The organism is Roseibium sediminis, from assembly GCF_008711325.1.
GTDB lineage: Bacteria > Pseudomonadota > Alphaproteobacteria > Rhizobiales > Stappiaceae > Roseibium > Roseibium sediminis.
In genome coordinates, this window is sequence record NZ_VXDB01000016.1 from 37,873 (window position 1) to 56,897 (window position 19,025).

15 protein-coding genes are annotated in these 19,025 nt (G+C 56.1%); 10 read left to right on the forward strand and 5 right to left on the reverse strand.

What is annotated here, in order from left to right; genetic code table 11:
- Nucleotides 1–177 precede the first annotated feature (177 nt).
- Entirely contained in the window at nucleotides 178–1,083 is a 906-nt protein-coding gene (locus F0155_RS16045; protein WP_150525559.1) for a hydrogen peroxide-inducible genes activator, read from the forward strand.
- Between the two features lie 36 nt (nucleotides 1,084–1,119).
- Here the strand turns inward: F0155_RS16045 and F0155_RS16050 are convergent, their stop codons facing one another.
- Together F0155_RS16050 and F0155_RS16055 are read right to left on the reverse strand one after the other, a co-directional pair.
- On the reverse strand, nucleotides 1,120–3,237 hold the full coding sequence (locus tag F0155_RS16050; protein ID WP_150525560.1) for a putative bifunctional diguanylate cyclase/phosphodiesterase: 2,118 nt from the start codon (nucleotides 3,235–3,237) through the stop codon (nucleotides 1,120–1,122).
- Nucleotides 3,238–3,524: 287 nt separating this feature from the next.
- Nucleotides 3,525–5,534, reverse strand: a complete 2,010-nt coding sequence (locus F0155_RS16055) for a methyl-accepting chemotaxis protein (RefSeq protein ID WP_150525561.1) — start codon at nucleotides 5,532–5,534, stop codon at nucleotides 3,525–3,527.
- 479 nt (nucleotides 5,535–6,013) lie between these two features.
- Here F0155_RS16055 and F0155_RS16060 point away from each other — a divergent pair, with 479 nt between their 5' ends.
- From F0155_RS16060 to F0155_RS16080, 5 genes are all read left to right on the forward strand, one after another.
- Nucleotides 6,014–7,225, forward strand: coding sequence for an NADP-dependent isocitrate dehydrogenase (locus F0155_RS16060; protein WP_150525562.1), 1,212 nt, complete (start codon nucleotides 6,014–6,016; stop codon nucleotides 7,223–7,225).
- 118 nt (nucleotides 7,226–7,343) lie between these two features.
- The gene (locus F0155_RS16065; protein ID WP_150525563.1) at nucleotides 7,344–7,961 is read left to right on the forward strand and encodes a glutathione S-transferase family protein; all 618 of its coding nucleotides are present in this window, start codon (nucleotides 7,344–7,346) and stop codon (nucleotides 7,959–7,961) included.
- Nucleotides 7,954–8,619 carry a glutathione S-transferase family protein gene (locus F0155_RS16070; RefSeq protein WP_150525564.1) on the forward strand — a complete coding sequence of 222 codons (666 nt, stop codon included), beginning with the start codon at nucleotides 7,954–7,956 and terminating at the stop codon, nucleotides 8,617–8,619. The genes F0155_RS16065 and F0155_RS16070 overlap by 8 nt, the downstream gene beginning before the upstream one ends.
- Nucleotides 8,620–8,672: 53 nt before the next feature.
- A complete protein-coding gene (locus F0155_RS16075) occupies nucleotides 8,673–9,146 on the forward strand; it encodes a hypothetical protein (RefSeq protein WP_150525565.1) in 474 nt (157 codons plus the stop codon).
- Nucleotides 9,147–9,258: 112 nt separating this feature from the next.
- On the forward strand, nucleotides 9,259–9,657 hold the full coding sequence (locus F0155_RS16080; protein ID WP_150525566.1) for a DUF2306 domain-containing protein: 399 nt from the start codon (nucleotides 9,259–9,261) through the stop codon (nucleotides 9,655–9,657).
- A gap of 14 nt (nucleotides 9,658–9,671) precedes the next feature.
- Here F0155_RS16080 and F0155_RS16085 read toward each other — a convergent pair whose 3' ends face one another.
- The gene (locus F0155_RS16085) at nucleotides 9,672–10,943 is read right to left on the reverse strand and encodes a cyclic nucleotide-gated ion channel (RefSeq protein ID WP_150525567.1); all 1,272 of its coding nucleotides are present in this window, start codon (nucleotides 10,941–10,943) and stop codon (nucleotides 9,672–9,674) included.
- Between the two features lie 235 nt (nucleotides 10,944–11,178).
- On the opposite strand from F0155_RS16085, the gene F0155_RS24050 reads away from it, so the two are divergent.
- Nucleotides 11,179–11,304: a hypothetical protein gene (locus F0155_RS24050; RefSeq protein ID WP_280177007.1), complete on the forward strand. Its 126-nt coding sequence runs from the start codon at nucleotides 11,179–11,181 to the stop codon at nucleotides 11,302–11,304.
- Between the two features lie 81 nt (nucleotides 11,305–11,385).
- Here the strand turns inward: F0155_RS24050 and alaS are convergent, their stop codons facing one another.
- Complete coding sequence (gene alaS / locus F0155_RS16090) at nucleotides 11,386–14,046, reverse strand: alanine--tRNA ligase (RefSeq protein ID WP_150525568.1); 2,661 nt, start codon at nucleotides 14,044–14,046, stop codon at nucleotides 11,386–11,388.
- A 243-nt stretch (nucleotides 14,047–14,289) separates the two neighbouring features.
- On the reverse strand, nucleotides 14,290–15,363 hold the full coding sequence (gene recA / locus F0155_RS16095) for a recombinase RecA (protein ID WP_150525569.1): 1,074 nt from the start codon (nucleotides 15,361–15,363) through the stop codon (nucleotides 14,290–14,292).
- Nucleotides 15,364–15,638: 275 nt separating this feature from the next.
- On the opposite strand from recA, the gene F0155_RS16100 reads away from it, so the two are divergent.
- The 3 genes from F0155_RS16100 to F0155_RS16110 all read left to right on the forward strand — a co-directional run bounded on the left by F0155_RS16100 (nucleotide 15,639) and on the right by F0155_RS16110 (nucleotide 18,958).
- On the forward strand, nucleotides 15,639–16,598 hold the full coding sequence (locus F0155_RS16100; RefSeq protein WP_150525570.1) for a PfkB family carbohydrate kinase: 960 nt from the start codon (nucleotides 15,639–15,641) through the stop codon (nucleotides 16,596–16,598).
- 40 nt (nucleotides 16,599–16,638) lie between these two features.
- Nucleotides 16,639–17,553 (forward strand): pseudouridine-5'-phosphate glycosidase, encoded by a 915-nt coding sequence (locus tag F0155_RS16105; protein WP_150525571.1) that lies wholly within the window; start codon nucleotides 16,639–16,641, stop codon nucleotides 17,551–17,553.
- Between the two features lie 193 nt (nucleotides 17,554–17,746).
- Complete coding sequence (locus tag F0155_RS16110; protein ID WP_150525572.1) at nucleotides 17,747–18,958, forward strand: cell surface protein; 1,212 nt, start codon at nucleotides 17,747–17,749, stop codon at nucleotides 18,956–18,958.
- The last annotated feature ends 67 nt before the right edge of the window (nucleotides 18,959–19,025 follow it).

A 19,025-nucleotide genomic window follows, 5' to 3' on the forward strand; every position in this document is an offset into this window, starting at 1 on the left:
ATTCTCCCGAAAAACTGTTTCACCGAACCGGGACCGGTTCGGGACAAAAAACCAGTCAAACAAAGGACGCCGCGTTTCCTTACGGAAACGGCGCCCCTCCCTTGACAAGACTCACACTAGCAACCGATTTCAATCAGGTAAATTTTGATTTTCTGATCCTTATGATAAGATAATCTAATGACACCGCTCACCATCAGACAATTGCACTATTTTGACGCGCTGGCGCGGCTCAATCATTTCGGCCAAGCGGCAGAGACCTGCGCAATTTCCCAACCGGCCCTGTCCATGCAGATCAAGGAATTGGAGACTTTGCTTGGTGCGCCCCTGTTTGAAAGAAACGCGCGCAAACTGAGACTGACGCCTTTCGGGGAAGTCGCTGTGGAACGTGCCCGCGCAATCCTGAAATCAATTGACGAACTGGAAGACCTTGCACGCGCCTCGTCCGGAAAGCTTGTCGGCAGGCTGAGGATCGGCATCATCCCGACCATTGCGCCCTATCTGCTGCCGTCAATCATCCAGACTCTGCAGACCGACTATCCGGGACTGGACATCCATGTGCGGGAAACGATCACGCCCACGCTGATTTCAGAGCTGGATAATGGCAAGCTGGATACAGCCATCGTTGCCCTGCCAGTCTCGGAACCCGGTCTGACCGAAGCACCGTTGTTTGAGGAGAATTTCGTTCTCGTTCGCCCGATATCCGACGCAAACAAACCGGTGCCGGATCCTGACACCTTGCGCCAGATGCGCCTGCTGCTGCTGGAAGAAGGCCACTGTTTCCGCGATCAGGCCCTCGCCTACTGCAACATAGGCCAAGGCTCGACCCGCGAAGTGCTCGATGCAAACTCGCTGGCAACCCTGGTCCAGATGGTTGGGGCAGGCATGGGCGTCACCTTGATCCCGGAAATGGCCGTTTCCATCGAAACACGCTCTGCTGAAGTCTCGATTTCGGCTTTTTCGGAGCCCAAGCCGAACCGGACCATTGGCATGATCTGGCGCCGAACCACACCGCTGGCACGTCAAATGGAAGATATTGCAGACACAATCCGCCATTCGATCGGGGATGTGCGTCCAGCAGCATGATCGGTTTGTCGGAAACACAAGGCGATGTGGAAGGGATCAACTGATGCCGTTGGCTGACTTTCCCGGCAGCCTGTCTGCCTGCAACTCAGCCATCCGCTCCCTGGCGAGCAACTCCCGGAACTCGGCAATGGGCATCGGCTTGCTCCAAAGGAAGCCTTGCCCGTAACGTCCTCCCCAAACCTTGATGTAGTCAGCCTGAAGCTCGGTTTCGATACCTTCCGAAACCGTTTCCATGTTCAGCTGGCGCGCCATGAGAAGGATGAGCTCGGTAATCTTTCGGCGATCCTCATTCGTGGCCAAATCGCGAATAAAGGATCGATCGATCTTCAGCGTGTTGAACGGAAGATTGGTCAGGCTGTTCAGGCAGGAATACCCGGTCCCGAAATCATCGATTGCGAATTTGACCCCCTCGTTCCTGATCGGGGTGATTTTGTCGATGATCGCCTGCGTGTAGTCCACCAAACTGGACTCAGTGATTTCCAATTCGAGCTTCTGCGTCGGGAACCCGCTTTCGCCAATGATCCCGAGCATACGATCGGTAAAGCTCGGGCTCTGCAACTGCAGAGGAGATACGTTGACCGCAACGGAAATGTCGAAGCCGAGCTCACGCGTTGCGCCGATATCCTCCAGCGCCTTCTGCAGAACGAACTCGCCAATGGGAACAATTAGGCCGGTTTCCTCGGCCGCCGGAATGAACTTCAGCGGGGACACGCTGCCGAGTTCGGGATCATTCCAGCGCAGCAAGGCTTCCGCGCCGGATATCTTCTCGGTCAGGATATCAACCTTGGGCTGGTAATGCACCTCAAGCGAATTGTTCTCCAACGCATGTGAAAGGCGAGATTCCAGGAATTCCTTCTCCACCACCTCGGCCCGAAGCGCAGGTGTGTAGAAGACAGGCCTGCCCCTGCCCGCACTTTTGGCCCGGTACATGGCAAGGTTGGCATTTTGCAGAACTTCGGTAGAGGTCTGTTCCGTGTTGGCGAACTGCACAACCCCGATACTGACTGAGATCGTGAAGAGATGCTGCTCGATCCGAAAAGACCTGCCCATTTTCTCCACCAACTCGTCAGAAATCTCGGCAATCTGGTCGTCGGAAAACGCACCCGACAGGATCACAACAAACTCGTCACCGGAGAACCGTGACACAAAGGGATCTGCGGCTGCATTGCGTTCAGCACAGGCCCCGGTGATCTCCGACAGCCGCTCGGCCAGATGGGTCAGAACCATGTCGCCGACGCGATATCCATGCATGTCATTGATCAGCTTGAAGCGATCGAGGCCAATATAGAAAACAACGCCCTCCGCACCCTTCTTTCCGCCAACACGATCTGCCAGCGCCTTTTCAAGCTGCGTGCGATTTGGCAACCCGGTGATCCGATCGGTAAAGACATGGCGCCTGATTTCGGCAACACTCTGACGGGTCGTGGTCATCAGTTTCTTGAAGACCGTTTGCAATTGGCCAACCTCACCGGGGGCAAGGCGCGAAAGGTTCACATCAAGATCAAGAAACCCCTCCGAAGCCACCTTGGCCGTTTCGGCGATTTCACTCAACCCGGCAGTTGCCCGGTGCATGAGGACTGCAATAACCGGAACAAAGACGGCAAAAACAAGCAGAAGGGTGACAGCACTCTGGATTTCGAATTCCTTCAAAAGTGCATGTAACTCCCGCTTCGACACCCGAATGAGCACACTTCCAACCACTCGCCCATTGGAAATGGCGGGTGCGACATAAACCATCGACTGTTCGGCATTCTTGATTTGGGCGACGCCCGTCTCCGCAGCCCGCACGGCTAATGGCTCAATGGTAATTGCCGATGGGGCATTGAAAGTCTTCCAGTCCGAGGCGAACTCACGACCAGCCAGCGTATAAGCTTTTGCCGCGATCACAGGATCTGCAGCAATGGTGTTGAGGATCGTTTCGACCCTCTCGGACCGAAGCCAAGGAATATCCAGCGCGACCGACGCGGCGATGGTGTCCGCCTTGTCCCGCGCAAACGATTCCAGACGCGCTTCAATCTTGGAGGCCTGAGAATAGTAGTTGACGAATATCAGCGTGAGCGTGAATGCCAGCATCCCAAGCACGGAATAGACCGTCGCCCTGACAAACACCCTCTGAAATGCATTTCTGACCCTGGAAATCACTCCGCCCAACATTCACACCAATCCGAACAGGTCTCAGAAAGTCAGCAACGATTGCATGGAACAATCGAAAACAGCCCCAGATAGGCTACCCAACTTCCGTGAAGGAATTCATAACATCGGGAAAAGAAACAGAAAGACAGGGAAGCTCAAATTTACAATTCGAAGCACTCATTATGAAATTTACACTACAAAAATTGATGACCATCCCAATACAATTTGCATTTAAAAGTACAGCCATAGCTGGCCGCGCCCTGCGCGCGACCAGTTTAATTTAAAGACGCAAGCTTTCGCCTGGAAGGTCACGCAGCCCTGACACACTTCAGGAAATGTTCAACCTGGGTCTTGAGCTCTTCCGATCTCTGACTCAGCCCACCTGCAACTCCGGTCACCTGCGCTGCAGTGTGCTTCGTTTCCTCTGCGCCCTTCGTTACTTCCTGAATGTTGGTGGACACTTCCAGCGTTCCTGCGGAAGCACGCTCAACGTTTCGCGCAATTTCCGAGGTGGCCAGCGATTGCTGCTCAACAGCTGCAGAAATGCTGGCTGATATGTCGTTGATTTCCGATATCGTTCCGGCAATTGACTTGATTGCCTCGACAGCTTCGTTTGTTGCCTGCTGGATGTTGCTGATCTGGCTGCTGATGTCCTCGGTCGCCCTGCCAGTCTGGTTGGCAAGATCCTTGACCTCTGCAGCCACCACTGCAAATCCCTTTCCGGCATCGCCGGCACGGGCAGCTTCGATTGTCGCGTTAAGAGCCAGAAGGTTTGTCTGTTCGGCAATATCCGAAATCAACTTGACGACTTCGCCGATCTTCTCCGCTGCATGAACAAGTCCGCGCACCTGATTGTCGGTCGCACCCGCCTGATCAACGGCACGCTGCGCAATCTCTGAAGACTGCCCCACCTGGCGCATGATCTCGTTGATGGAGCTTGACAATTCCTCTGTAGCACTGGCCACGGTCTGCACGTTGGAAGAGGCTTCCTCGGCAGCAGATGCAACTGTTGCACCGCGCAGGCTTGTCTCGTTTGCAATGCCCGACATGGAATCTGCTGTTGAGGTCATATCACCGGAAGCTGCAGCAACCGCTTCAAGAAGTTTCGAGACATTGGCATCAAAGTCCAGGGTCAGGCGCTCTAGCTCCTCGGCGCGGGCAACCTGCTTGCGGGCTTCTTCTGCCTCCCGCTCCGACAACTCGTCGGCGCGGATCATATTCTGCTTGAACACTTCAACCGCAGCGGCCATCTCGCCAATTTCGTGGAGATGATTACGCCCCGGCACTTCGATGGCCTTGTTCCCCGAAGCCAGTTCCTTCATGGCCCGAGTGATGTCCTTTACAGGACGAGAAATTCCGCGCCCGATCGCAAAAGCCAAACCGACGCCAAGTGCAATACTGACCGCAGCAATCGCCATCATGATGGTCACCGCCCGGTTCATGGAGGTAACGGCACTATCGCCAAGATCATTCTGAAGCGTTTTTGCTTCAAGCTTCAGGTTTTCCATGTTGGCAGCAACGATGGGCCCGAAGTGATCGAGGATAGTGTGCACGATATGGTTTCTGGCGCGCACCAGATCCCTGACGGATTTGACCGATGCAAAATAGTCCTTGTGCATCAACCGCACATCATGAGCAGCGGCTAGCCATTCCGGGTTCTTCAGTGCCACAAGCAAGGCATCATGATTAGCCTGAAGCTCCCGGTATTCCTGGCGGAGGCGAAAGAACGCATCCTTGTTGTTGTGGAGCAGATACTTGGTCACATAGAGCCGCATGAGCAGAAGATTGCGCTGAACGACCCCGGCGAGATAGGCGATTTCGGGCTCGTTCGCTTCAAAGGCAGCGCGCATGATGGAGGTGATCTTTTGCTCCATCTTGGGCCCGACAACATCCAGCTGATCCTTGATCAGCTGGTCCCGCTCGATCTGAAAGCGGACAACGTGCTGAAAAGCTTCATGGTAGCCGCGCACTTGTGACTGCGCTTCGCGAGCAGCAGAGCTCCATGCGGAATGACCGGCAGACATTTCCACCAAGCCATCATTGTAGGTCAGCGTCTTCTTGATCCGCTCGTCGACCGTCTCGATATTCTGGTCAGAGGTATGGATGAGGAAGTTTTTCACTGCCAGGCGAGCCTCGAGCAGATTTGCCTGCACCCTGCTGGCCTGATTGGTCTGGGACGCGACGCTTCTGTAATCGGAGAACCTGTCATTTGACGAGTTCAGGTTCACCACGCCTGTTGCGCCGATCAGAACGAGCAATGCCAGGATCGCCAAAAACCCGCCGAAAACCTTTACCGAGATTGAAAACTTCCGCAACATAACGATGACCTGCAACTTGGTTGATCAGAAACACACGCAAAATCCGACAGAGATATCAAAGAGTACTCTTTCGAATTTGCTCCGCGCCCTGATGAAACCTGTCCACCGAAAGTTGCCAAAACATAAAATTATAAAGACAAGAACAAAAACTTGTTCATTCATATGGATATTTCATCATGGAATTACTGGCAATAAACAATCAAAAATTGCATTTTTTCAAGAAACACGATGAAACAAGTACGTATATCAATCATAAATTACCTATTCCCCATCCATCTGCACTTCAAGACGAACAAAAAATGAGCAGTGAACCAATGGGATTGGCGCCGACTCGATCCCTTTCGTCACACTCATGGCTCTGGTAAACCCCATCGACAGCGGGGTTGCGCAACCAGATTTCAAATTGTATACAATTGCGCACAATCCAAAACCCCACACGCACAGGCCCCTTCCGCCCAAGCAAAAGGTCCTTAGACACCATGGCAAAAATCAAAGTCGAAAACCCGGTCGTTGAGCTCGACGGCGATGAAATGACCCGGATCATCTGGCAGTTCATCAAGGACAAGCTGATCCACCCTTATATCGACCTGCCGCTGGACTACTACGACCTTGGCATCGAAGAGCGGGACCGCACCGATGATCAGGTGACCGTGGACGCCGCCAACGCCATCAGAAAGCATGGCGTTGGGGTCAAATGCGCAACCATCACGCCGGATGAAGCTCGCGTGGAAGAATTTGGCCTGAAGCGTATGTACCGGTCACCGAACGGCACGATCCGCAACATTCTGGGCGGTGTGATTTTCCGCGAGCCGATCATCATGAAAAACGTCCCTCGCCTCGTGCCGGGCTGGACGCAACCGATCATCGTGGGCCGCCACGCATTTGGCGACCAGTACAAGGCGACCGACTTCCGCTTCCCGGGCAAGGGCAAGCTGACCATCACCTTTACCGGCGAGGACGGAAAGGTGATCGAACACGAAGTCTATGACGCACCGGGCGCTGGCGTTGCCATGGCCATGTACAATCTCGACGATTCCATCCGGGATTTTGCCCGCGCTTCCCTGAACTACGCGCTCGGCCGCAAGGTTCCTTGTTACCTCTCGACAAAGAACACCATCCTCAAGGCCTATGACGGTCGCTTCAAGGACATCTTCCAGGAAATCTACGACGCCGAGTTCAAGGACCAATACGCGGAAGCCGGCATCTGGTACGAACATCGCCTCATCGACGATATGGTCGCCTCGGCCCTGAAATGGTCCGGCGGATATGTCTGGGCCTGCAAGAACTACGATGGCGACGTTCAGTCTGACACCGTGGCGCAAGGATTTGGCTCCCTCGGCCTCATGACGTCCGTCCTCATGACGCCGGACGGAAAGACAGTCGAAGCCGAAGCGGCCCACGGCACCGTGACCCGCCACTATCGCCAGCACCAGAAGGGCGAAAGCACGTCCACGAACTCGATCGCCTCGATCTTTGCCTGGACGCGCGGCCTTGCCCATCGTGCCAAGTTGGACAACAACGATCAGCTGGCAGCCTTCGCCCAGACCCTGGAGAAGGTCTGTATCGATACTGTCGAAAGCGGCTTTATGACCAAGGATCTTGCACTTCTGGTCGGTCCCGACCAGAGCTGGCTGACCACCACAGGCTTCCTCGACAAGATTGACGAAAACCTGCAGAAGGCCATGGCATAATCTTCTTAGCCAAGACACCGAAAAGCCCGCCATTTTGGCGGGCTTTTTTTGTCGTTGACCAGCTGTCTATCAGATGCAATTCTGCTTGGAACATTTCAGGAACATGAATTGCGAAACAATGGCTGACCTCGTCCTTTATACAAACCCGATGTCCCGTGGCCGCATAGCAAGATGGATGCTTGAGGAAATCGGGCAACCTTATGAAACACAGATTCTGGGCTATGGCGAAGGTATGAAATCTGCCGATTATCTTGCCATCAATCCGCTGGGCAAGGTTCCTGCGCTCACCCATGGTGACAAGGTCACTACGGAGGCAGCCGCCATTTGCGCCTATCTCGCCGATGCCTTTCCCGAAGCCGGCCTCGCTCCTGAACTGTCAGAGCGCGCAGACTATTACCGCTGGCTGTTTTTTGTTGCCGGTCCGCTTGAAGCCTGTGTCGTCGGACGCGCCTTGGGCTTCGAAGTGCCGGAGGAAAAATATCGCATGGCCGGATATGGCCGATATGGCGACATGCTGGGCGCGCTGGAGGGAGCCCTTTCGCAACGGGACTACATTGCCGGAAACACTTTCACCGCAGCGGATGTTTATGTCGGCGCACAGGTTAACTGGGGTCTCCAGTTCGGAACCTTCGAAGCACGCCCTGCCTTTACTGCCTATGCGCAGCGTCTTGCGTCCCGCCCCGCCTTCAAACGCGCCAACGAACTGGACGATGCTCTGATGCCAAAGGATGGATAAGCTGGAGCGGAAGTTTCCCACGGGCAAACCGACGCTTTACGGTGCTCCGTACTCCGTATATGTGCGCTCGGCCAGACTAGGTCTGGAGGAAAAAGGCGTTGCCTACCATCTGGAGCCGGTCGACGTATTCGCCGAAAACGGCGTTCCGGACTGGTATCTGGCGCTCAACCCGTTTGGCAAGATCCCGACCCTGTGCCATGAGAATGCGGTCTTGTTCGAGACTTCCGCGATCCTGCGTTACATCGATGAAGCCTTTGAAGGTGTACGCCTTCAGCCTCGGGACCCCATGCGCCGTGCGCGGATGAACCAGGTACTGTCCATACTGGACAATTATATCTACCCCCATCTCGTATGGGACATCTATGTGGAGCGGATCGTCAATGCTCGGAATGGAACTACGGATGAGCTGAAGATCGCAGCGGCTATTCCAGTGGCTAGCCAGGCGCTCACTTCAATTTCTGCTATTTTGAGCAACGGCCCTTGGCTGCTTGGTGACGAGATTTCGCTCGCAGATTTGCACGCCGCCGCCATGCTCTCGCTCGCAAGCAATGCTCCGGAATGCAAGATGCTGATTTTGGAGCATCCAGCCCTTGAGGACTGGCTTGCGAGAATGGAAGCCCGGCCCAGCATGCAAAGAACCACCTCAAGAGCTGATTGATTGCTTCCGGCTGGTTCAACTATGTATTGTTGGCAAACCACATGGAGTCTCTCATGACGAAGTCTCGCGCGCGCTTCTCGCATCCCAACCCCTTCATGTCAGCTTTTACCATGCTTGCGATCTGTTTCGTGATTGCAACTTGCCTCAGTGCTCCCTTGAAAGCGCAGACGGTATTTGAACCTCCCCGCGGTTCAGCCGAGCGCAAGGAGGTTCTGGATGCCGTGCGCCCGCTCATGGAAGCCCATTTGCATGCACCAGTGGAATTTGTCATCAACTGGATGCGCGTTGGAAATTCCTGGGCCTTCGTGGGCGTCAGCCCGCAGCGTCCGGGCGGCGGGGCCATAGACCCGCGCGGCACCTTTCTGGCAGATCAGGCCGAATACATGGACGGTCTGCACACCTATGCGCTGCTGCGTCATCAGTATGGCCGCTGGAACATCGTTGATTTTGCAATTGGACCGACAGACGCCTTCTGGGATGGCAGTGCCTTGTACAGTCAGGTTCCTCAGGGCCTGCTCCCTCACTAGGGCCTGCAAGGACCTTTATTTTAAACCCTTGCGGCGGCTCGCACCAAAGTGGGAACCTTGATATGCGTTGCCCTCAAGACACTCCCCTTTGAAGCAACATACGACGGCCCAGATGCAACTAGCCCCCCTGCTGAATGCCCAGTTCCCCATTCCCCTTCACGCCGTTGCTGCGATTGTGGCGCTGGGAATGGGAACGGCTCAGCTGTTGTTGCCAAAAGGCTCCCGACAACATCGCCTGATGGGTTATGGGTTCATCTGTTTCATGGCTGCCACAGCCATCTCTAGCCTCTTCATTTCAACGATCAGGATGTGGGGTCCGTTTTCACCGATCCACCTTCTGGTGCCCTTGACCTTGTGGAACATATATCGCGGCTGGAAGGCGGCCCGGATGGGTGACATTCGAAAGCACAAGCTTGAAATGATCATCCTTTACGTGATTGCCCTCGTCGTGACAGGAGGCTTCACGCTTCTGCCCGGGCGCATCATGAATGAAGTTCTCTTCACCGGCTGAATGGCAGGCGCCGCCTATTTCTCGGCATTACCATCGGGAAAGAGTTCCGGCTCCTGATCCGAGCCTTCATCATCAAGAGGCGCAATATCGGCCTGGGCCAACTCCACATCGGCGAGATCGGCAAAAGACTGCATGTTTGCCGCAATCCGTTTCTCCGCTTCTGTCAGGATCTTGTGGGTCAGCGTCGCATTGTCGTCCATCAGCTTTTGTAGCGCCCTCGCCGACAGGACAAGCAATTCACAATCCCGCACAGCCCTGACTGTTGCCGCCCGTGGACGTTGCTGGATAAGCGCAAGCTCACCAAAAAAGTCCCCGTCGTCCAAATGAATGACCTTGTTCTTCAGCTTGATCTGGGCGGCCCCTTCTGAAATGAAATACATCCTGTCGGCGATCTCACCCTTTTCGGCGATGACTGTACCGGCCCTTACCCGCTGCGCCTCGAGCAACTTTGAAACCTCCGCAATTTCAGTTGCGCTGAGGTCTTCAAACAATGGAACGCGCGCCACCATTGACCAGGTGACAACAAAGTCGCGGCTATGAATTTCTCGGGCAAAGGCAGAAGCGATGATGCCGACAGGCAACGCAATTAGGCCGTAGCCCATCAGCATGACAAATCCGGCGATCATCCGCCCCGCATTGGTCACCGGCACAACATCGCCATAACCAACGGTCGTGATGGTCGTCACAGCCCACCACATTGCATGCGGGATGCTGGCAAGCGCCTCTGGTTGGTCGTCATGTTCCACCAGATACATCAAGGTCGCCGACAGCAGGATCACACCACCGATGATGACCGTTGATCCGATCAGCGCATGGCGCTCCGAAACAATTGCGGTCAGCAGTGACCTTAGCGCCGGCGAATAGCGGGCAAGCTTCAAGAACCTCAACAAGCGCAGGATGACAAGAACCGTCACCGCAGTATTCGGCAGGACGAAGATCAGCAACAGCGGCAGCGCTGCCAGAAAATCCACGATCGCTTCGGGCTGGATGGCATATCTGAGCCGCGCCCGGATAGGACCATATCGGCGCAGCGGCGGATGAAGGTCGGACACATAAAGTCGCAGCAGATATTCCACCACAAAGATAAAACCGGAGCACAGCTGCAGGACGCTCATCAACCCGCCCTGTGACTCCCTCACCGACGGGATCGTCTCGATCACGGCAAAGAAGATATTGAGGACAATCAGCGTGATGAAAAAATGACGCAGGGAACGGGCAGCAACCCTGTATTTCCCGGTTTCCTCAAGAAGATCGAACAGAAAATGCTTGAAGTGTGTCTGAGACAAAGAAGGAGCCTCGTCGGATTGGGATTCGTTTAGTCGGAGGCTATCAGGTGTTGCCCTGTCCTGCACCCGCCTTGGTTATGATCAGCGCAAGTGAAGCGCATCCGGGCGAAGCATCACAAGATGCACGCAAGCGCGTCTACACAAATTGGTGATGCGACGTGACCGAGAGGGACTTGCAGAAAGAAAACGAATACCCATTTCAGTTAGGCAGGCAAGAAATGAAAGGACAAACACCATGGCCTTTGATGTAAACAAAACCAAAGCAGCTACTGTCTCCCCGCAGGATGGCGCTTTGACCATGCTTATTACATCTACGTTTGTTGCCAGCATCTCGATGGCTTTCGTTGCATTCGTACTCTGATCTCCCCCGGCAACGAAACATCAAAAAAGGCGGGCACTTGGCCCGCCTTTTTGATTCAATTCCTTACGTTAAGGAAGATACTCAAGCACCCAGATGCGCTTCAATTGCCTTGATCGCATCATCGGCCTTGGAACCATCCGGGCCACCGGCCTGAGCCATGTCCGGGCGTCCGCCGCCACCGCGCCCGCCAAGGGCCTCTGAACCAATGCGAACGAGATCGACGGCGCTGACCTTCTCGGTCAGGTCTTTGGTCACGGCCGTTACAATGGATGCCTTTCCGGCATCGTCGGTGGAAATCAGAACAACAACGCCGGATCCGAGTTGGGTCTTGGCCTCATCCGCCATGCCCTTCAGGTCCTTGGCGTTGATGCCTTCAACAACGCGCCCCAAAAGCTTGTACTCGCCAATGGTCTTGACGGTCGATGCAGCATCACCGCCCGCGCCCCCGCCCATGGCCAGCTTCTTCTTGGCGTCCGCCAGTTCCTTTTCCAGACGGCGACGATCCTCAACCAGCTGGGCAACACGTGCCGGAACGTCCGCCATACCGGTCTTGAGGATCGAGGCAAGCTCCTTCATGCGCTTGTCCTGACCATCCAGATAGGCGCGGGCTTCGGCTCCAGTGAGTGCCTCCACGCGGCGAACACCTGCAGCCACCGCCCCTTCGGAAACGACCGTCACAAGACCGATGTCCCCTGTGCGCTTCACATGGGTGCCGCCGCACAGCTCCAGCGAATAAGGCTTGCCAGCCTTCGATCCATGCAGGGCTGTACCCATGGAGACAACACGAACCTCATCGCCGTATTTCTCGCCGAAAAGCGCCATCGCACCCGCCTCAATCGCATCGTCAACGGCCATCAGGCGCGTATCGACGGGGGCGTTTTGAAGCACGATTTCGTTGGCGTATTTCTCGACAACGGCCAATTCGTCATCGGACAGCGGCTTGGGATGCGAGAAGTCAAAACGAAGACGCTCCGGGCTGACCATCGACCCCTTCTGGGCCACATGCGTTCCCAGAACCTCGCGCAGCGCCTCATGGACAAGGTGCGTGGCAGAATGGTTGGAGCGGATCGCTGAGCGGCGTGCATGATCAACCTTCAGCTCAAGCGGCTGATTGAGCGCGACAGCCCCTTCCACAATCGTGACGAGATGGATGAAGAGGCCATCAGCCTTCTTCTGCACGTCCTTCACTTCAATGCGGATGCCATCGGCAGTCATCGTTCCTGCATCGCCAACCTGACCTCCGGATTCGCCATAGAACGGGGTCTGGTTCAGGATGATGACGCCGTCCTGACCGGCAGTCAGCTTGTCGACTTCCGCGCCATCGGCAACCAGTCCGGTCACGATGCCCTCGGCGATTTCGGTTTCATAGCCAAGGAAATCGGTAGCGCCTGCCTTTTCCTTCAGCGCAAACCAGACAGTTTCGGTGGCAGCTTCACCCGAACCGGACCAGGCCGCACGAGCTTCAGCCTTCTGTCGCTCCATCGCGGTGTTGAAGCCAGCCGTATCCACGCTGATGTTGCGGGCGCGCAAGGCATCCTGCGTCAGGTCCAGCGGGAAGCCGTATGTGTCGTAGAGCTTGAACGCGGTTTCGCCGTCCAGCTGGCCACCTTCGGTCAGGTCGGCAGTTGCCGTATCCAACAGTCCGAGGCCACGCTCCAGCGTCTTGCGGAAACGGGTTTCTTCCAGCTTCAACGTCTCGGTAATCAAGGCCTCAGCCCTGCCAAGCTCGGGATAGGAGCGTCCCATTTCGCGGATCAACGACGGCACGAGCTTGTACATCAGCGGATCGCGCGCACCCAGCAGATGGGCGTGGCGCATGCCGCGGCGCATGATCCGGCGCAGAACGTACCCACGACCTTCATTGGACGGCAAAACGCCATCGGCAATGAGGAAGCTGGTAGAGCGCAAGTGGTCGGCGATCACGCGGTGGCTGTTCTTTGCCGCCCCTTCTGCTTCCACACCTGTTGCCTGCTCGGAAGCGGAGATCAAGGCACGGAAGAGGTCGATGTCATAGTTGTCGTGCACGCCCTGCAGAACTGCGGCGATACGCTCGATCCCCATGCCGGTGTCGATGGACGGACGCGGCAGGTCGATCCGCCCTTCACCCGTCTGCTCGTATTGCATGAAGACGAGGTTCCAGATCTCGACAAAGCGATCCCCGTCTTCTTCCGGAGATCCCGGAGGGCCGCCCCAGATGTGGTCGCCATGGTCGTAGAAGATCTCGGAACACGGACCGCAAGGGCCGGTATCCCCCATGGACCAGAAATTGTCGGAGGTCGGGATCTTGATAATCTTGCTTTCCGGAAGTCCGGCGATCTTTTTCCAGAGATCGAAGGCTTCCTGATCTTCTGAAAAGACCGTAACCAGCAGCCGATCCTTGTTCAGGCCATATTCCTTGGTGATCAGGTTCCAGGCGAGTTCGATCGCGCGGTCCTTGAAATAGTCACCGAAGGAGAAGTTCCCGAGCATTTCGAAGAACGTATGGTGGCGTGCAGTGTAGCCGACATTGTCGAGGTCGTTATGCTTGCCCCCTGCACGAACCACCTTCTGGGCGGTCGTGGCACGGCTGTAGTCACGCTTTTCCAGACCGGTGAACACGTTCTTGAACTGGTTCATGCCCGCGTTCGCGAACATCAATGTCGGATCGTTGCGCGGAACCAGCGGCCCCGATTCCACCACTTCGTGGCTGTTCTTGGAAAAATAGTCCAGAAACGTCGATCTGATGTCATTAACGCCGGTCATACGCGGGTCTCGCCTCGGTCTGCATAACGCTTGCTGGAAGAAGCGTTCATGGTAATTCTTGGACGGAAGAAGCCTTCATCTCCTCCAGTCGGAGAAGCCTTTTAACTTTCAAGCCAAACACTGTCCAGAAGGCGAAAGGCCTTCCGTCGCTGCAAATGCAAAAAGGCGCCGGATTATCTCCAGCGCCTTACCGTTTGAATGATGATCTAAAGCGCCCGCATCATGAGATTGGCGCACCGACCATCAGCTGTCGTCAGCTTCTTCCGGCATCCCGTCCGGATCAATGATCGCTTCAGCAATCAACCCGGCATTCTGGCGCACGGCCAGTTCGATTTCCTCGGCCAGTTCCGGATTTTCGCGCAGGAACTGTTTTGCGTTCTCACGCCCCTGCCCCAGACGCTGGCTGTTGTAGGAGAACCACGCGCCGGATTTTTCGACGATATTGCCCTTCACACCCAAATCGATGAGTTCGCCCATCTTCGAGACGCCCTCACCATAGATGATGTCGAACTCGACCTGACGGAAAGGAGGTGCAAGCTTGTTCTTGACCACTTTCACGCGGGTCTGGTTGCCAACGACCTCGTCGCGGTCCTTGATGGCGCCGATACGGCGAATATCAAGGCGCACGGAGGCATAGAACTTCAGCGCATTACCGCCGGTCGTCGTTTCCGGCGAACCGAACATCACACCGATCTTCATGCGGATCTGGTTGATGAAGATGACCATGCAGTTCGACTTGGAGATCGATGCGGTCAGCTTGCGCAGGGCCTGGCTCATCAATCGGGCCTGCATCCCCGGCAAGCTGTCACCCATCTCACCCTCAAGCTCCGCCTTCGGAGTGAGCGCTGCAACGGAATCGATAACCAGAACATCAATCGCCCCGGAGCGCACGAGCGTGTCACAGATTTCCAGGGCCTGTTCGCCCGCATCCGGCTGAGAAATCAGGAGATCGTCAATATTCACGCCCAGTTTGCGGGCATAAATCGGATCGAGCGCATGCTCGGCGTCGATAAAGGCGCAGATACCGCCCTGTTTCTGGGCTTCTGCAATGCAATGCAGCGCCAGAGTTGTCTTGCCCGAGGATTCCGGCCCGTAGATCTCGACAATTCGTCCCTTTGGCAAACCGCCGATGCCCAGCGCAATGTCCAGTCCAAGAGATCCGGTCGAAACAGCCTGAACCTCTACGGCCTGCCCCTGCCCCATCCGCATGATGGAACCCTTGCCGAAGGCCCGTTCGATTTGCGAGAGCGCTGCATCGAGCGCTTTGGTCTTGTCCATCTGGTTGCTTTCCACGAGACGAAGTGTGCTTTGCGACATGTTGTGCGCTCCTTATTCCACGACGGGCCAGTCGTTTCAAACTGATCGATATGTACCTATTTTGTTCTCATTTGACAATGAATTTTAAGTTAATGAAAATTCGTGAGAAAAATCAGTTTGTTCACCACATGTTCCCATGGGGATACATTAAAATTGCCGCTACGTAAGTTTCTCCGATCCACATTCACGCACACAAAGAATCGCTTGGCGCTTGAAGGACGGAGGAACAGCTGATAGCGACATAGCCCGACAAACTTACCTCTGGGAGCGCTTCGGTGCCCGATCTGCAATCCGTTCGATCATCGCCGACAGAAACCTGGTGTTTCGGAGCTGTTCATCTGGACACTCTCGTTCATGCGCTCATCCCCCTGTCAGCAGACACCTCAACACCAGCCTCCTTTGACGAAAGCCTGGGCGGGGTCGCGACGAATGTGGCCACGGGTCTGGCAAAGCTCGCAGTTCCAACCCATCTGTTCGGCGCGGTGGGCAATGACACGGCGGCCGAGACCGTCAAGGCCATGTTGGCGACCACTCAGGTTCACCCACATCTCTCGCCACTAGCCGGTAGTGCAACCGGACGCTACTCCGCTTTTCATCAACCTGACGGCACACTGGCACTTGCCTGTGTCGAATCGCGCATTTTGGAAGACGCCGGACCAGAGCTCGTCGAGACCTGGTTAGCCGATACGCCTGCATCCGACAGGCCCGGGATCTGGTTTGCCGATGCCAACCTGCCGGAGCGCCTGCTTGAGAGGCTGGCCGACAGGAAGGCAGGAAACCTTCTTGCAGTTGATGCGGTCTCACGGGCAAAGGCGCCCCGGCTGAAGTCCATTCTCGCTCACTGCGACCTTGTGTTCCTGAACAGGTCCGAAGCCTCAACCCTGACCGGACAGCCAGATGAGACCGCGCCTGAGGAACTGGCCGAGGCGCTTCACCGGATGGGGGCCAGATCGATTGTCCTCACCCTTGGGTCCAACGGTCTTTTGTGGTCACGCGGACCATCTGACCTTGGCCTCGTCGCCCCTCTTCCCGTAAAATTGGTGGACGTAACGGGCGCGGGAGACGCGCTCATTGCCGGAACGCTTGCCGGCCTGGCCCACAGCCTCCCCCTGGAACAGGCGGTTCTTTGTGGCCGCAAGGCAGCACAGCTTACCCTTCAGTCAACCGGAGCCACCGCTGCACGGTTGGACTGGACCTCCATTTCACGATCCATCCACGAGATACAGCCCGCCTGAACGGGCTAAATGAACGAACCAGACAAAAAGGCTCTCCCCCGTGCTTCTTTCCTCTCTCTTGAGTTTCAGCAGCGAAGTTCGTCACGCCAGAGAAAACGGCCTGCCGATCGTTGCCCTTGAATCCACAATCATCACCCACGGCATGCCCTTTCCGCAGAATGTGGAAACCGCCCGCATGGTGGAGCAGGACATTCGAGACGCCGGCGCGGTTCCCGCGACCATCGCCGTCATGGACAAGCGGCTGCGCATCGGGCTGGAGCCGGAGGACCTTGACCGGCTTGCCCAGTCTGAAAATGTTCTGAAATGTTCACGCGCCGATCTGGCCCTTGCCCTCTCGACGGGGCAGCCGGGCGCAACGACCGTTGCCGCAACGATGATGGCAGCCAGCGCTGCAGACATTTCCGTGTTCGCCACGGGCGGTATCGGCGGGGTTCACAAGGGCGCGGAGCAGAGTTTCGACATTTCCGCCGATCTGGTTGAACTTGGCCGCACCCCGGTCTGCGTTGTTGCAGCAGGCGCCAAGGCGCTGCTTGATCTGCCCAAGACACTGGAAGTGCTGGAAACCAACGGTGTGCCGGTGATCGGCTATGGCACGGACGAGCTTCCCGCCTTCTGGTCACGGAAAAGCGGAATTCCAGCCCCTTACCGGATGGATTCTGCCGAAGACATTGCCGCCCTGATCAAAACCCGCGAACGTTTTGACAATCACGGCGGTGTTCTTGTCGCCAATCCGGTGCCGGAAGAAGCGGAAATCGGACGTGAGGAAATGGCAGTCCATATCGATGCCGCGATCCGTGCAGCAGAAGCCGACAAGATCAGCGGCAAGGCCGTAACACCTTACGTTCTTTCAAAAATCTTTGAACTGACCGGTGGCAAGAGCCTGGACACGAACATCGCGCTCGTGCGCAACAACGCGCGTCTGGCAGCGCGCATTGCAGCTGCATTGGCCGCATGACATTTGGCAACTGGAAAATTGCACCCCATGTGACGAGGGAAAAATATCACTGGCAAGTGACACTTGCCTTAACCTTGTCACACCCTTGGGGCAAGAGCGTTGACACTGTCAGTTTTGCCTGCCCTTAGTGGAGCTGACAGTACGAATTGAGGCCCGAAAACAACAAAACGGGCGAGACTGCGAGGAGGTATCAATGGTGGACACTACGACCGCGCCGGAAAACGTTCCAGCCACAACAACCTGGAGCGGACTGTCTCCGCTGCAGTATCTGGACAACGCCTTGTCCAAGCTTCGCGAACTCGGCATTGCTGTCGAGAGCGAGGCCAATGCGCCGATCAACGCGCTGCTGGAACAGATTTCCGACCTGTCCCCGGACAAGGTCGCCGTGATCACCCGCACCCTCGGTCAGGCATCCAACTTCAACGAAGTGGTGCGTAACCAGGTCCAGCAGATGGACATCGGCGAACGCTACGAAAAGATCACCGAGAGCTTCAACTCCATTCGCGACGACGCCAAGTCGCTGGTCGATCAGCTGGCCGACGGCAAGATCTCCCTGATGGAGAACCTGTCCAACAAATGGCGCGACGTCACTCGCGGCACGATCTCTGATCGCTTCGATGACATTCGCGACACCTACAAGGAAGTGGCAGCCGCAACCAAGGACCAGATCGAGCGCGAACTGACCATTCTGGAAGCCTATCGCGACTTCCGGGGCGCGTTGAAGCAGGCTGAAGTGACAGCTCTTGAACTTCTGAACACCGCAACAGAAAAGTTGAATGAAGCCAAGACCCGTCTGGAAGGCGCTTCCAACGAGGTGGCCGGTTATGCCGGTCAGGACGCAGCCCACAAGGCCCGTCTGGAACTGGCGCGCGATGAACGCCTGCGTGAAATGCAGGACGAGGAAAAGCGCTACCAGATCGCCAAGGACCTCTCCGACAACCTGACCATCGGCTACAACACGTCTGAAATCATCATGGCGCGTCTGATGCAGACGACCAATGCCAAGGAACGAGTCTACGCCCAGTCGGTGAGCTTCTTCTCCACCAATGAATCGGTACTGACCGCGCTCAACGCGTCCTTCACCGGACTGCAGGGCCTGCATGAGTCCACCGAAACGCTGAACGCAATGAAGGATGGCCTGAACAAGAGCCTGGAAACGCTGGCGGAAATCGGCGACACGGTTCAGAAAGAAGCGCTGAAGGCAGGTTACGGCCCGACCGTTCAGGCCGCATCCGTAAAGAAACTCGTGGATTCAGTGGTGAACTTCCAGCTGTCTTCACGCGAGATCATCAACGAGATGCGCGAAATGTCGACCAAGAACTCCGAGGAAATCCGCAACGCGGTGGAAGATGGCAAGCGCCGTCTGGCCAAACTGGCTGCAAACGGCAACGCTCTCATGCGCTGAGTTTGCTCGCGCTCTTGCAAAAGAGCGAAAACCGAGAAATGGAAGGGCGTCTCGCCCTTCCGCTGGC

Bases quoted from the DNA above. Each gene is read 5' to 3' on its own strand.
- F0155_RS16045 (WP_150525559.1), top strand. From the start codon at position 178: ATGACACCGCTCACCATCAGACAATTGCACTATTTTGACGCGCTGGCG.
- F0155_RS16050 (WP_150525560.1), bottom strand. From the start codon at position 3,237: ATGTTGGGCGGAGTGATTTCCAGGGTCAGAAATGCATTTCAGAGGGTG.
- F0155_RS16055 (WP_150525561.1), bottom strand. From the start codon at position 5,534: ATGTTGCGGAAGTTTTCAATCTCGGTAAAGGTTTTCGGCGGGTTTTTG.
- F0155_RS16060 (WP_150525562.1), top strand. From the start codon at position 6,014: ATGGCAAAAATCAAAGTCGAAAACCCGGTCGTTGAGCTCGACGGCGAT.
- F0155_RS16065 (WP_150525563.1), top strand. From the start codon at position 7,344: ATGGCTGACCTCGTCCTTTATACAAACCCGATGTCCCGTGGCCGCATA.
- F0155_RS16070 (WP_150525564.1), top strand. From the start codon at position 7,954: ATGGATAAGCTGGAGCGGAAGTTTCCCACGGGCAAACCGACGCTTTAC.
- F0155_RS16075 (WP_150525565.1), top strand. From the start codon at position 8,673: ATGACGAAGTCTCGCGCGCGCTTCTCGCATCCCAACCCCTTCATGTCA.
- F0155_RS16080 (WP_150525566.1), top strand. From the start codon at position 9,259: ATGCAACTAGCCCCCCTGCTGAATGCCCAGTTCCCCATTCCCCTTCAC.
- F0155_RS24050 (WP_280177007.1), top strand. From the start codon at position 11,179: ATGGCCTTTGATGTAAACAAAACCAAAGCAGCTACTGTCTCCCCGCAG.
- alaS (WP_150525568.1), bottom strand. From the start codon at position 14,046: ATGACCGGCGTTAATGACATCAGATCGACGTTTCTGGACTATTTTTCC.
- recA (WP_150525569.1), bottom strand. From the start codon at position 15,363: ATGTCGCAAAGCACACTTCGTCTCGTGGAAAGCAACCAGATGGACAAG.
- F0155_RS16110 (WP_150525572.1), top strand. From the start codon at position 17,747: ATGGTGGACACTACGACCGCGCCGGAAAACGTTCCAGCCACAACAACC.